Below are 14,034 nucleotides of genomic sequence, written 5' to 3'. Positions count from 1 at the left end.
ATCAAAATGGGCCTACCACTTACCAATACGCGACCAAAGCTGGGTAAACAAAAAATGATTGATGTTGTCGCCGCCATTATTGAACAAAATGGTAAGATTCTGCTGGCTCAGCGGGACTCATGCCGTGATCAGGCCGGTTTGTGGGAGTTTCCTGGAGGGAAAGTTGAGGCGGGAGAGAACCAACCTCAGGCTCTGATACGTGAACTGGCCGAAGAGTTAAATATTGAGGCATCAGTGACCCGATATATCGCCACCAATCAATGGGATTCAGATAAACAGACCATCAGATTGCATGCCTGGCTCGTTGAGAGTTTCAGCGGCAAGCTAGCATTGCATTGTCACTCCGCAGTGGTCTGGTTGGCACCAGAGGAGGCTTACCGTTACCCTCTGGCACCCGCCGATGTTCCGCTTTTAGATGCGTTTATTGCCCAGAAACGTTAGCCTGTTACCTGGTCAACCGCTTCCAAATCAATGGATTGGTACCGATCACACTGCTATCACGCACACACTGCAACACTTCACCTTCAACTCGCAATACAGCACCTTCAGAATAATTCTGATTTTGATAGACACAACAGCGAGTGCACGGATTATTATTCGTGTTGCGATTTGATGAGTTATTCCATATTTCAGGTGGCAAAGGAACAACAACATCGACATTGTTACGATTGGCCATCGCCGCAGCAGAAATAAGCGAGGCAAAACCAATACAACCTAGCAATAACAATATTCTCATGACTTATTATCCTTGGTTTTGGACGGTGCTTTTTTACGTTTCTTTATCGCCCCAGACGGTGCTGCTGGCAACCCGCGAAAAACCTGAGGTGAACGATTTTGTTTTGCCTGACTGATTAAATCTTGCAATGTTGCCACCAGTGGCTGCATGAAATCCTGATAACGACAATTTTTCTCACTGATTTGTGTCAGTGTCGATTCCCAATGGGCCGTCATATCGGGCCGTGCAGCAATATCAGGCAGCGCGTGAATCAATGCTCTTCCCGCAGGGCTTGCATGAATATAACGCCCTTTTTTGAATAAAAAAGTACGTTTGAAAAGTAGCTCAATAATCCCAGCTCGTGTTGCCTCAGTCCCCAACCCATCTGTTGCACGTAACACTTTTTTCAGCTCTTTATCCTGCACAAACCGCGCGATTCCGGTCATCGCTGATAATAAACTGGCATCGGTAAATGGTCGTGGCGGCTGAGTTTGCCGTTCAACAACCTCACCCCGCTCACACAATAATTCAGCACCTTTCTCCACCACCGGCAACGGCGAGCCTTCATTTTCTTCATCGCGCTCTTTGCTACCAAGCAAGGTACGCCACCCCGCCTCCGCCAGAAAACGGGCCTTAGCGACAAACTTGCCGCCAGCAATATCGAGCTCAATGACACATTTACGAAATTGTGCATCTGGACAAAATTGCATCAGATACTGCTGTGCTACCAATCGGTAAACTTTGCCTTCATCAGTGGTTAGATTCACCTTACTGGCCCGTGCTGTTGGGATAATGGCGTGGTGGGCATCGACTTTTTTGTCATCCCAGCAGCGATTACGCCGATCACTGTCCATTACCTCCAACGGCAATAAGTCAGCCTGATGAATGCTGATGGCATTCAATACCGAATGACGCCCAGCGAAATGCTCTTCTGGTAGGTATCGGCAATCTGAACGCGGATACGTAATCAATTTGTGCGTTTCATATAAACGCTGACAAATATCCAGAACTTGCTGAGCGCTCAAACCGAAGCGTTTAGCAGCTTCAATCTGCAATGTCGAAAGGGAAAAGGGTAACGGTGCGGTTTCTGATTCCCGTTTATCATTATAGGAAGTTACAAATGCAGGCTGACCCGTGATGCGATTAACCACATGTTCAGCCAGTGGCCGATGCAACAAGCGCCCTTCTTCATCCTGATATGACTCGCAAGAATCACTCGGCTGCCATAGGGCAATAAAACGCTCATCCGCAGGCGTGACAATATGGGCTTTAACTTCGAAAAAGTCTTTGGGAATAAAATCTTCAATTTCTTCGTCACGGCGGACAACCAAGCCTAATACCGGCGTTTGTACCCGCCCTACTGACAAAACACCATCATAACCTGCATTACGCCCAAGAATAGTATAGGCACGGGTCATATTGATGCCATATAGCCAATCGGCTCTGGCGCGGGCCAATGCCGAAACACATAACGGGATAAACTCGCGGTTATAACGCAAACGCTCCACCGCACGCTCCACTGCCTGCGGGTTGAGATCGTTAATCAGGCAACGGCGGACATTTTGCCGCTTCTCTGCCACCAAATCGAGGTAATCCAATACTTCATCAACCAACAGTTGCCCTTCGCGGTCCGGGTCACCGGCATGCACCACTTCGTCGGCCTGTTGCAAAAGTTGTTTGATAACATTCAATTGCTTACTGACCGAGGGCCGAGGCTGTAGTTGCCATTTTTCAGGAATAATAGGTAAATCAGCTAACGACCAACGTGCATAGCGGCTGTCATAAGCATCAGGTTGGGCCTGTTCCAGCAAGTGACCCACACACCAAGTCACCATTTGATCACTGCCACAGGCAATAAATCCATCGCCTCGACGATGCGGCTTTGGCAAAATATCGGCAATCGCTCGCGCCAAACTGGGTTTTTCAGCAATAAAAAGTCGCATCATTCACCGCAAAAATGCATCAAAGAAAAGGTCATTCTGTAATCTCAATCAACGCCCGGCGGTTATCCACAGAGCTCAACTCGCCAATAGAACTGAGCGTCATACCGTGCTGAGCCGCAATAGCCTGCACCTGAGCCTCCGCTTCAGGCAATACGGCTAACAACAAACCACCGGAAGTCTGTGGGTCACACAATAACGTTTTCTGTAACTCGGTCATCTCGCCGATCAGATGGCCATAACTGTCAAAATTACGCCCAGTTCCCCCCGGCACACAACCCGCAGCAATATACTCTTCAACCGCAGGTAATCGCGGTATAGCCGAGAAATGTAATTTGGCCTGAACACCAGACCCTTGACAAATCTCGCTTAAATGCCCTAACAGGCCGAACCCGGTAACATCGGTCATGGCAGTGACACCGGCAATACTGGCAAAGTCCGCCCCTGATTTATTCAACTGACACATGGTTTCTGTTGCTACCCCTTGATGTTCAGGTCGCAACTTACTTTTCTTTTCTGCCGTCGTCAGAATACCAATACCCAGCGGTTTGGTCAGAAATAGCTTACAACCAGCCTGTGCGGCACTGTTTTTCTTAACCTGCTCAGTGCTGACGATTCCGGTGACCGCCAGACCGAAAATCGGCTCAGGCGCATCAATGGAATGCCCCCCTGCCAGAGAAATACCGGCCTGCTGGCAAACATAGCGCCCGCCCTCGATAACCTGTTGGGCAACTTCAGGTGCCAGTTTATCTATCGGCCAGCCCAGGATGGCAATCGCCATAATGGGTTTACCCCCCATCGCATAGATATCACTGATAGCATTGGTGGCTGCAATTCGGCCAAAATCAAAGGGATCGTCAACGATCGGCATAAAAAAGTCGGTAGTGCTGATGATGCCAACACCGCCGCCAATATCATAAACTGCTGCATCATCACGCGTTTCATTCCCCACCAACAGCCGGGGGTCAAGAAGCTTCTGCTGATCGGTATGCAATATCTTATCCAAAACTTTGGGCGAAATTTTGCAACCGCACCCCGCTCCGTGGCTGTATTGGGTAAGACGTATCGCTGGCGGTGTCATAACACTCTCCCGTGTGATGGTCAGTAATAAGCAGTTTATTGAGGAATTATGCTCGTAGGCCTAGTATCCAGACTGCCTATGGTAGCGCCTATGGCGTGGCTTGGTAAGTAGAGGCCGCTGTCGGGCAGATAGGTTGGTCACAAAGCAGACGAAAACACAGCTTAGTTCCTATAAAAGTGCATAAGCTGTGATGTTCAAGACGGCCCCAAGCGATTTGCTGCTTCGCTGGCGCCTTGAAACCTATTGATTATAGACCATATAACTATCAGAAATAGCTCACAAAAGTGGTGTAATCCAGTGGGGTCACTTTCGTCGCTGATTTCAGTTGTGGTGTGCCGAGATAAAGGAAGCCGACTATTTCATCTTGTTCACGGCAGGCAAACCCCTGACGAACCACGTGATGATGGGTCCAGGAGCCGGTACGCCAGATACCATTAAAGCCTTGAGCCAGTGCGGCCATTTGCATCGCTTGTACCGCACAACCGGCGGAAACCACTTGTTCCCAATTGGGCACTTTGGGGTTTTCAGTGACATGAGCAATAACGGTAATAATCAGCGGCGCACGAAACGGCGCTTGTTTTGCTTTTTCCAATACGGCGTCATCAGCACCATCATGTTGCACTGCTTGTTGTAACAATTGACTAAAACGTTCTAGCCCCTCATTTTCAATCAAAATAAAGCGCCATGGCTGCAATGTGCCATGGTCAGGTGCCCGCATGCCCGCATGGATAATATGATCCAATGCCTCACCCGTTGGGGCTGGGGTGGTCAAACGGGACGCCGAACGGCGGTTAAGTAACAGTTCTAACGCATCCATCATTCTCTCCTGATAACGATTTTCATTTTCAGCACGGTAGCATAAGTTGTCGTTTTGTTGCCAGTGTTGACCTTTCGGCTAGGCTTAACAGTGATTTAAAGCTGACATTTGTTCGTCAGGTCATTAGGATAACCGTACTTGCCCGGTTTTGTTGGAGATAACATGCGCACTTTGTGGCGAATTATTGCTGGCTTTTTCAAGTGGACCTGGCGTCTGCTTAATTTCGTCAGGGAATTTATTCTTAATCTGTTCTTAATACTGTTAATTTTAGTCGGTGTGGGTATTTACCTTCAGTTCCAAAGTAAACCAGCAGAACCGGTTAAAGGCGCGCTGCTGGTAAATTTAAGTGGCGTGGTGGTTGATCAGCCCGCGGTAAACAATAAATTACGTCAATTGGGGCGTGAGTTCTTAGGGGCATCCAGTAATCGCCTACAGGAAAACTCGCTGTTTGATATTGTCGAAACTATTCGTCTGGCAAAAACCGATAAAAATATTACCGGTTTGGTGCTGTCACTGAGTGATTTTACCGGTGCCGACCAACCTTCATTGCAATATATAGGTAAAGCGCTGCGGGAATTCCGTGACAGCGGTAAGCCAATCTATGCAATTGGCGATAGCTATAATCAAACCCAATACTATTTAGCCAGCTTTGCTAATAAAATCTATCTATCGCCACAAGGGGCGGTCGATCTGCATGGTTTCGCCAGTAATAACCTCTATTACAAATCGTTGCTGGAAAAACTTAAAGTCACCACTAATATCTTCCGGGTTGGCACCTACAAGTCCGCGGTTGAACCGATGATTCGTGATGATATGTCACCGGCTGCACGTGAAGCAGACAGCCGCTGGATTGGTGGGTTATGGCAAAATTATCTTACTGCTGTTGCTGCCAACCGGCAGTTAACGCCAGAGCAACTGTTCCCAGGTGCCGCGGGTGTTATCAGTGGGTTGCAAGCCGCTGGCGGTTCTCCGGCAAAATATGCGCTGGACAATAAACTGGTGGATACATTAGCGTCACGCCCTGAGGTAGAAACCGAGTTGGTTAAAACCTTTGGTTGGGATAAAAAGAATAACGACTTTAATTACGTCAGTATTTATGACTATCAACCGGTACCTACACCACAGCAGGGCGAGCAGATAGCGGTTATTTTTGCTAACGGCGCCATCATTGATGGTCCGCAAACTCCGGGCAACGTGGGTGGCGACTCGCTGGCAGCACAGATTCGCCAGGCGCGTTTAGATCCAAAAATTAAAGCCGTAATTCTGCGAGTAAATAGCCCTGGGGGCAGTGTCAGCGCCTCTGAGTTGATTCGTTCAGAATTAGCGGCGTTACGCGCAGCCAATAAACCCTTGGTGGTATCGATGGGGGGAATGGCGGCATCGGGTGGGTATTGGATCTCCACACCCGCTAACTATATCGTTGCCAGCCCGAGCACCCTTACCGGCTCGATTGGTATTTTCGGCGTGATTAATACCTTCCAAAATTCATTGGAAAGTATTGGTGTTCATACTGACGGCGTAGCCACGTCGCCATTAGCCGATATTTCGATTACTAAAAACTTGCCGCCTGAGTTTTCGCAGATGATGCAAATTAATATCGAAAATGGCTACAAGACCTTTATTGACCTGGTCGCAACTTCACGTCATAAAACCCCTGAACAAGTGGATCAAATCGCACAGGGCCATGTGTGGCTTGGGATTGATGCTAAAAGTAACGGTCTGGTGGATCAGTTAGGTGACTTTGATGACGCGGTGAAGAAGGTCGCGGAGCTGGCACAACTGAAAACCTGGCAGTTGAATTGGTTTGTTGATGAGCCGAGTCTTAGTGACTTGATTTTCGGCCAAATGAGCGCATCGGTACAGGCCATGTTACCCGCCGCCATTCAGGCTTGGATACCTGCCCCGCTATCTGCTATGGCGCAAGCCGTGAAAGAGCAGCCAAGTTTACTCAGTACATTGAATGACCCGCAGAATCGCTATGCGTTATGCCTAACCTGTGGTGATGTCCGCTAGAAAATTAATCAAAATACTCCGCCCGGCACCCGCCGGGCTTTTTTTCCTCGTCAGTCTCCCTATAATTCACTCATCTTATTCAGTACTACTTTTCAGGCCCTCATGCTTATGCAGAAGAAATCTATTTATGTTGCCTATACTGGCGGTACCATCGGTATGCAGCGCTCGGAACATGGATACATCCCCGTATCCGGCCATCTGCAACGCCAACTTGCGCTGATGCCTGAGTTCCATCGTCCCGAAATGCCTGATTTCACTATCCATGAATATGCGCCATTAATTGACTCCTCAGATATGACACCCGAGGACTGGCAGCATATTGCCAACGATATTGAGCAAAACTACGACTTATACGACGGCTTTGTTATTTTACATGGCACAGACACCATGGCATTTACAGCCTCGGCCCTGTCATTCATGTTAGAAAATCTGGCCAAGCCAGTGATTGTTACCGGCTCTCAGATCCCGTTGGCAGAGTTACGCTCTGATGGGCAAACCAACTTGCTTAACGCCCTCTATCTGGCCGCGAACCACCCAGTGAATGAAGTCAGTCTGTTCTTTAACAACAAATTATTCCGTGGCAATCGCACCACTAAAGCCCATGCTGATGGTTTTGATGCTTTTGCCTCCCCGAATCTGTCAGTACTGCTTGAGGCTGGTATTCATATTCGGCGTATGGTGTCGGTCGAGTCACCAGCCAATAATGGGCCATTGATTGTCCATAACATCACCCCTCAACCGATCGGTGTGGTGACTATTTATCCTGGGATATCCGGCGCGGTGGTGCGCAACTTCCTGTTGCAGCCCGTTAAAGCCCTGATTTTACGTTCTTATGGTGTGGGAAACGCACCACAAAAAGCCGAGTTACTGGATGAGTTAAAAAATGCCAGCGAGCGAGGTATTGTGGTAGTGAATTTGACACAATGTATTTCCGGTAGAGTCAATATGGAAGGCTATGCAACCGGTAATGCATTGGCCCACGCCGGTGTTATCAGTGGCTTTGATATGACGGTCGAGGCCGCACTGACAAAACTACATTATTTATTGAGTCAATCTTTAACCCCTGAAGACATTCGCCGGTTAATGCAACAAAACCTGCGTGGTGAACTCACTGACACTAACTGATCCGGTGGAATATCAATGAATGCGGCACTGCTTTTAATTGATTTACAAAATGACTTTTGTCCGGGAGGGGCGCTGGCTGTTACTGAGGGTGATCAGGTTATTGCCATTGCCAATCAAGCTATTGATGCCTGCCTTAGCAAAAAGATACCTATTATTGCCAGCCAGGATTGGCACCCTGCCGGGCACCGCAGCTTTGCCGTCAATTCAAATGCGGAATCGGGTACCGTAGGTGAGCTGGATGGGTTACCACAAGTTTGGTGGCCAGTGCATTGTGTGCAAAATGAGCCAGGGGCCGCCTTACATCTGCAATTGAAACAACACGCAATTGATGCCACGTTCCGCAAAGGCCAAGATCCTGATATTGATAGCTACAGCGCTTTTTTTGACAATGGTCGGCGAGCAAAAACCCCTTTGGATGAGTGGTTACGGCAGCAAGGGATAGATCGTTTGTTCATTATGGGCCCCATTCCCGAACGAAACGCAACAAACCATCATGCGTTATGCAGCGAGTAGATACTCTAAAAATACCTCATTCGGTGAGCTGTATTCCAGAGATTTGCGCCCCCGAGTGTTGAGGATGTGCTCCAGTCTCGCAATATCTTCATCGCTGACGCCATTAAAATCGGTTCCTTTCGGATAAAACCGCCGTATCAGACCGTTGGTATGCTCATTCAACCCCCGCTCCCAGGAATGATAAGGCCGGGCAAAGTAAACCTTTGCGCCCGTTACCTGAGTGATGTCCTTATGTTTCGCAAACTCGGGTCCGTTATCTGCCGTCAGGGTTTTAAACTCGCAGAAAGTATTCGCCACGATGTCCCTGAACGCTTCCACGACGCTCTCAGCGCACTTATTGGGGAGTTTACGGATAATGACCTGCTTTGTGGCTTTGTCCACGACCGTCAGCAGGAATGACTTCTGGTCTTTGCCAAAAATCGTATCGATTTCAACATGCCCGGGAACCTGTTTGAGTTCAGCCTCAGCAGGCCTGTGCTCAATGCCAACCCTGTCCGGGATGGGCGTGCGTCCGGGCTCACCCGTATCATAGCGATAGCGTTTACCCCGGTGAGGGAGCTGAAGGTAAAGCTTACCGCCAGCCTGTCTGTCCGAACGGATATAGCGGTAGAGGGTATTTTTGCTGACGGCGATATCAAACTGGATTTTCAGTCTCCCAGAGATAACCTCAGGGGAGGTATGTACAGCCAGCGCCTGCCGGAGAAAGTCTTGTGTCTGCTGGCCCAGAGGGAAACAGGCATTGTGTGCCGAGGTGGCGCCCCGCCGTTGTCTGGCTAAGGCATCAGCGCGTCTGGAGGAGTAAAGTCCGTTGAAAGCGGGGTCCGTATTACGCCTGAGCTCCCGGCTCAGGGTAGAGCGAGAGACATCCAGTTCTCTGGCAATGCAGGACTGATTAACGCCTTCAGCTTTTCGTTTTTCGATGTAAAAGCGCTCATGCTGAGTCAAATGTTTTCCCTTCATGCAACAGGGTCTCCGACAGGGTCAATACGGCTATTTTATCCGTACCTGACCGGTGGGTCACTTTGTTGCATTTCGTTTGGGAATTGGCGTGGGGCTGGCAACTGATTATTGTGTGAAATATAGCGTCTTGGATGCATTAGCTCTGGGTTATCAAACAACGGTCATCAGTGACGGTTGTCGCGGGGTCAACCTACAACCGCATGACAGTCAACACGCCCTAAATACGATGCATAAAGCAGGGGCAAGCTTACAAACACTGGCACAGTGGCTAGCTGAAATGGATTCAGCAAGCAAATAACTGGCAATAAAAATAGCACCAACGGAGCCTCACTCGGCTCCGCTGATTTTGATAAATCTTGTGGGTAACAGCCCTATTCTGGCTTCAGTTTTACCAATGTTGGCTGGCTGAATTGCTGTTTCAATTCTTGCTTGGTTTTCATCACAATTTGGCCATCAGTGCCAATACTCATATGCTGAGCATCCTCATTGTGACGGGCTTGCCATAGCATTACCATTTGCAGGCTATTCTCTTTCTGCTCAGGTGTCAGTGCCACACCATCCGGCCATTTACCCAACTCAACCGCTTGCATCAAACGTTGATAAATTTCAGGTGTCATCACTGAAATCAGGTCTTCAAGCTCCATCAAAGTATCCTTAGCAAAACGAATAATAAGCTGAATCGATTTTTCAACATGCATAATCGTTGAGTATCAACCGGCAATCTGCTCGCCATTCTGGTCATCAACAAAATTCAATGACGCCGAGTTCACGCAATAGCGCTCGCCCGTAGGCTGCGGCCCATCGGGGAAAACATGGCCTAAGTGAGCATCACAATTACCACAACGAATTTCAACTCGAATCATATTGTGTGAATTATCATCAATATAGCGGATAGAGTCATCTTTGATAGGTTGGTAAAAACTCGGCCAACCACAGCCAGAGTCAAATTTCGACTCTGAGATAAACAAAGGTTGATGACAACACAGACACTCATAGATGCCATCGCGTTTGTTATGCAGCAATTTGCCACTAAACGGGGCTTCTGTCCCGCGCTGCTGGGTGACATGACGCTGAATATCGGACAGTTTCTCAATATCGGGTGTAGAGTTCAGTTCTTTAGCCATTTGTGCGGTTCTCTGGCAGGGAATAAAGTCAACGAAAACAACGTTTAATAATAACAAAAAATTAACAACAAAGCAGTTAAAATTGTCCTAAACTGTATGCCATCAAAGTGACAACCGCATATACCCTTTATACTTGACGCGGCAGGGTTGTTAGCTACGCTCATTCACCCGAATCACTTACTAATGTAAGCTCATCGGGATTCGTTCGCTAGCTGCCTACCTGCAACGCCAATCATTTTGGGTATAAATGCGATAAAAATCGCAAATATTACCGATTCTCACTTTAAACTGAATAATTCGCCCCAATATAAAAATGAGGCTAATCGTATCTGGAAACGCGTGATTAATGTTCGATCTAACGTCGTTGGTTTGATTTGTAGCAATAATTGACACGATTCCGCTTGACGCTCGGCAAGGTTTTTGTAATTTTACAACCAACCTTTTATTCACTAACAAATAGCTGGTGGAATATATGACTATCAAAGTAGGTATCAACGGTTTTGGCCGTATCGGTCGCATTGTTTTCCGTGCTGCTCAGGAACGTTCTGACATCGAAATCGTTGCAATCAACGACCTGTTGGACGCTGAATACATGGCGTACATGCTGAAATACGACTCTACCCACGGTCGTTTCGACGGTACTGTAGAAGTAAAAGACGGCCACTTGGTTGTTAACGGTAAAACCATCCGTGTTACCGCAGAGAGAGATCCGGCTAACCTGAAGTGGAACGAAGTTAACGTTGACGTTGTTGCTGAAGCAACTGGCCTGTTCCTGACCGACGAAACAGCACGTAAGCACATCGCTGCCGGTGCTAAGAAAGTGGTTCTGACTGGTCCTTCTAAAGATGACACCCCTATGTTTGTTATGGGCGTCAACCACAAAGAATACGCGGGTCAGGAAATCGTTTCTAACGCTTCTTGCACCACTAACTGCCTGGCTCCACTGGCTAAAGTTATCAACGACAAGTTCGGTATCGTTGAAGCGTTGATGACCACTGTGCATGCAACTACTGCAACGCAGAAAACTGTTGATGGCCCGTCTCATAAAGACTGGCGCGGCGGTCGTGGCGCATCCCAGAACATCATCCCTTCTTCTACTGGTGCCGCTAAAGCAGTTGGTAAAGTTATCCCAGCACTGAACGGCAAACTGACAGGTATGGCGTTCCGCGTTCCTACTCCTAACGTTTCAGTTGTTGACCTGACTGCACGTCTGGAAAAACCAGCTTCTTACAAAGAAATCTGTGCTGCTATCAAAGCGGCTTCAGAAGGCGAGCTGAAAGGCGTTCTGGGCTACACCGAAGACGACGTTGTTTCTACCGATTTCAACGGCGAAAAACTGACTTCAGTATTCGATGCTAAAGCCGGTATCGCGCTGAACGACAACTTTGTGAAACTGGTTTCTTGGTACGATAACGAAACTGGCTACTCAAACAAAGTTCTGGACCTGATCTCTCACATCTCCAAGTAATAATGGATTGATGTAGATTTCTGCCAAAAGCCACCTTCGGGTGGCTTTTTTATTTGTAGCTATAATAAATTGCGCAATATCAATGATTCACCACTACGGTGTCGTCCATTTGCTACAAGATTTACAGCCTGTGATATTATCGAGAGTCTGAAATTCAAAGGATCCCTGCTCCCTTTCCCATAAGGCCAAACGAATGAACGAGAAAGTATTCACCCTACCTGTTGTTGAACAAATTTCGCCTTACATCAGCCAACGCCAACTGGATGAATTGCCGGTAGTGGTGGTTTCTCATCCGAAGGTGCGTGCCGCAGTAAGCCTACAAGGCGCTCATTTGCTGGCCTATCAACCTAGCGGTGAGCAACCTATCATTTGGCTGAGCAATAACACGCCGTTTAAAGATGGCGTCGCTATTCGTGGTGGCGTGCCAATCTGTTGGCCTTGGTTTGGTCCATCAGCACAACCTTCTCATGGTTTTGCCCGTCTACTGCCATGGACTCTCAGTGCCCATGATGAAAACGAGAATGGAGTTATCCTGACCTTCACACTGGAAGACAGTGATGAATCCCGTAAATACTGGCCGCATGCCTTCACATTGATTGCCCGCTTCAAGCTAGGTGATGAGTGCGAAATGGAGCTGGAATCACACGGTGATTATCAGGCAGTAGCCGCGCTACATACTTACTTCCAGATTGGCGACATCGACCAGATTAAAGTCAGTGGCCTGGGTGAGAAATACTTCGATAAAGTGCTAAAAATTGCCGATGCCACACAACAAGGCGATTTAGTGTTCAACGGCCAGACTGACCGTATCTACACACAACCCGAAGCCTATAGCTTGATAAAAGATGCGGCGCTCAAACGCACCATTGAAGTACATCATCATCACCAAAGTGATGTAGTGGCATGGAATCCAGGTGCAGAGTTGTCTAGTAGCATGGTTGATATGCCAAACGAGGGTTTTAAAACCATGGTTTGCGTGGAAACAGCGCGAGTGAATAAGCCGTTGGTGGCAACACTTGACGCCCCGGCGCGTCTTGCCATGACCATCCGTAGCCGTAAAAATAGCTAACGTTCCAGATGTCGTTAGGCACAAAAATGGGGCGCTATGCCCCATTTTTTATGGCTCAACATTACCGCGTCATTAATTAGCGGAAAGTATAGGTCACGCCAGTCCACAACACGCCGCTGTAAGATGCATCAACCATTGGGCTATTTTTCACTTCACTAGCCAGGCGCACATAGCGGCCGGTAAAGAACGCATTCCAATTCGGATTGATGTTGTAGTTCACCGACAACTCAAGATATGGCGACCAGCTATCACTTGGGTTGTATTGCGCCAAGCCACTACGGGCAGATTCAGCACCGCTCACGCCATAGTAATAACTGTTTTGATCACCACTGTTCCAGTTAAAACCTACCCCCGGCGTCAGCGTCCAGCTATCGACGTTAAAGCGGTAAAGGTAAGCCAAATCGCCGATAAAACCACCACTATTATCCAGCACATCGCCAGAGAACATAGCGCGCAACGTCCCCCAATCCTCAATATGAGAATATGACATCCCCGCCATCATGGTACTGCGGCGTTTATCCAACTGCTTCATCTGCTGATCATCACTGTCACCTGGCGTAAAGTGCAGCGGTAAGTAATAAGCATCGATTGATAAGCGATTATTGTCATCTTTCCACAGGTAATAACCCGCAGCTAAGGTACGGAAGTAGAAATTATCGCTTTCATAAGAAATGATAGGTACCGGATAGACACGGTCATTCTTACCCCGATAAGGGTCTGGGCTGACTAACGCAGAAGCCCCCAAAGACCAGGTCCCTGCCATTGCCGTCGGCATGCAAACGGCCGTAGCGACTGCTAAAGCAGCCAGTGTTTTTATTTGCTTGGCTTTTAAAGAATGTTTTTTCACGGATTAAATCCCATTGGTAACAAAATAATTAGTTAACTTAGTGTAAATCAATTGGTTGCCCGTGGCGAAATCTTTACACATGTCAGCCAGATATCGATATTGCTTGTATAACTTATCGCCGATAACCAAGAGGCTGACAACCTAAAAGTTTACGTAGATTTGATTACAATAAAATATCGAGATATTCAAATAGATAAGTTCAAGCAATCATATACAAAACACTACCAATCTAATAATAAATAGATTTAATTACCAAATAATGGTTATTTATTGTTTGAGGGGTGGCAAATCTGTGGTCTGGCTTAACTTGACCTTTGGAGGAGACACGGCCATAACAATAAGGTAGTAGTTTCAAAATTTTA

General features: G+C 47.7%; 13 protein-coding genes and 2 pseudogenes. 7 read left to right on the top strand and 8 right to left on the bottom strand.

The annotated features are described in order from the left end of the window. Window positions 1-54 precede the first annotated feature (54 nt). Entirely contained in the window at window positions 55-441 is a 387-nt protein-coding gene (locus tag ACWJJO_RS10485) for a pyrimidine (deoxy)nucleoside triphosphate diphosphatase (RefSeq protein WP_083163659.1), read from the top strand. Between the two features lie 4 nt (window positions 442-445). Here ACWJJO_RS10485 and ACWJJO_RS10480 read toward each other — a convergent pair whose 3' ends face one another. The 4 genes from ACWJJO_RS10480 to ACWJJO_RS10465 all read right to left on the bottom strand — a co-directional run bounded on the left by ACWJJO_RS10480 (window position 446) and on the right by ACWJJO_RS10465 (window position 4,553). Then, complete coding sequence (locus ACWJJO_RS10480) at window positions 446-736, bottom strand: DUF1496 domain-containing protein (RefSeq protein WP_083158960.1); 291 nt, start codon at window positions 734-736, stop codon at window positions 446-448. Beyond that, window positions 733-2,658 carry a DNA topoisomerase III gene (locus ACWJJO_RS10475; protein WP_193784666.1) on the bottom strand — a complete coding sequence of 642 codons (1,926 nt, stop codon included), beginning with the start codon at window positions 2,656-2,658 and terminating at the stop codon, window positions 733-735. Before ACWJJO_RS10475 ends, ACWJJO_RS10480 begins: the two co-directional genes overlap by 4 nt. A gap of 31 nt (window positions 2,659-2,689) precedes the next feature. Continuing rightward, complete coding sequence (selD, locus tag ACWJJO_RS10470; protein ID WP_083158962.1) at window positions 2,690-3,736, bottom strand: selenide, water dikinase SelD; 1,047 nt, start codon at window positions 3,734-3,736, stop codon at window positions 2,690-2,692. Between the two features lie 265 nt (window positions 3,737-4,001). Then, on the bottom strand, window positions 4,002-4,553 hold the full coding sequence (locus ACWJJO_RS10465; RefSeq protein ID WP_083158963.1) for an NAD(P)H nitroreductase: 552 nt from the start codon (window positions 4,551-4,553) through the stop codon (window positions 4,002-4,004). A 162-nt stretch (window positions 4,554-4,715) separates the two neighbouring features. Between ACWJJO_RS10465 and sppA the strand changes: the two genes are divergently transcribed. From sppA to pncA, 3 genes and pseudogenes are all read left to right on the top strand, one after another. Next, the gene (gene sppA, locus ACWJJO_RS10460) at window positions 4,716-6,566 is read left to right on the top strand and encodes a signal peptide peptidase SppA (RefSeq protein WP_083158964.1); all 1,851 of its coding nucleotides are present in this window, start codon (window positions 4,716-4,718) and stop codon (window positions 6,564-6,566) included. Window positions 6,567-6,674: 108 nt separating this feature from the next. Then, entirely contained in the window at window positions 6,675-7,691 is a 1,017-nt protein-coding gene (gene ansA, locus ACWJJO_RS10455; protein ID WP_083158965.1) for an asparaginase, read from the top strand. A 15-nt stretch (window positions 7,692-7,706) separates the two neighbouring features. Further along, a pseudogene (gene pncA, locus ACWJJO_RS10450) lies at window positions 7,707-8,153 on the top strand (bifunctional nicotinamidase/pyrazinamidase); the annotation flags it as partial. A gap of 36 nt (window positions 8,154-8,189) precedes the next feature. Here the strand turns inward: pncA and ACWJJO_RS10445 are convergent. Beyond that, entirely contained in the window at window positions 8,190-9,164 is a 975-nt protein-coding gene (locus tag ACWJJO_RS10445) for an IS30 family transposase (protein WP_481091001.1), read from the bottom strand. An 88-nt stretch (window positions 9,165-9,252) separates the two neighbouring features. Between ACWJJO_RS10445 and ACWJJO_RS10440 the strand changes: the two are divergent. Then, a pseudogene (locus ACWJJO_RS10440) lies at window positions 9,253-9,462 on the top strand (isochorismatase family protein); the annotation flags it as partial. Between the two features lie 73 nt (window positions 9,463-9,535). On the opposite strand, the gene ACWJJO_RS10435 reads toward ACWJJO_RS10440, so the two are convergent. Both ACWJJO_RS10435 and msrB read right to left on the bottom strand, forming a co-directional pair. After that, window positions 9,536-9,808, bottom strand: coding sequence for a YeaC family protein (locus ACWJJO_RS10435; RefSeq protein WP_083163662.1), 273 nt, complete (start codon window positions 9,806-9,808; stop codon window positions 9,536-9,538). A 66-nt stretch (window positions 9,809-9,874) separates the two neighbouring features. Continuing rightward, window positions 9,875-10,288 carry a peptide-methionine (R)-S-oxide reductase MsrB gene (msrB, locus tag ACWJJO_RS10430; protein ID WP_083158967.1) on the bottom strand — a complete coding sequence of 138 codons (414 nt, stop codon included), beginning with the start codon at window positions 10,286-10,288 and terminating at the stop codon, window positions 9,875-9,877. Window positions 10,289-10,760: 472 nt separating this feature from the next. Between msrB and gapA the strand changes: the two genes are divergently transcribed. Both gapA and ACWJJO_RS10420 read left to right on the top strand, forming a co-directional pair. Then, window positions 10,761-11,756 (top strand): glyceraldehyde-3-phosphate dehydrogenase, encoded by a 996-nt coding sequence (gapA, locus tag ACWJJO_RS10425; RefSeq protein ID WP_032819960.1) that lies wholly within the window; start codon window positions 10,761-10,763, stop codon window positions 11,754-11,756. Between the two features lie 193 nt (window positions 11,757-11,949). Continuing rightward, on the top strand, window positions 11,950-12,825 hold the full coding sequence (locus ACWJJO_RS10420) for a D-hexose-6-phosphate mutarotase (RefSeq protein ID WP_083158968.1): 876 nt from the start codon (window positions 11,950-11,952) through the stop codon (window positions 12,823-12,825). 76 nt (window positions 12,826-12,901) lie between these two features. Here the strand turns inward: ACWJJO_RS10420 and ACWJJO_RS10415 are convergent, their stop codons facing one another. Continuing rightward, the gene (locus ACWJJO_RS10415) at window positions 12,902-13,672 is read right to left on the bottom strand and encodes a MipA/OmpV family protein (RefSeq protein WP_372558945.1); all 771 of its coding nucleotides are present in this window, start codon (window positions 13,670-13,672) and stop codon (window positions 12,902-12,904) included. Between the last annotated feature and the right edge of the window lie 362 nt (window positions 13,673-14,034).

The sequence above is a fragment of the Yersinia antarctica genome, from assembly GCF_056636475.1.
This window is presented reverse-complemented; position numbering and strand designations above follow the sequence as displayed.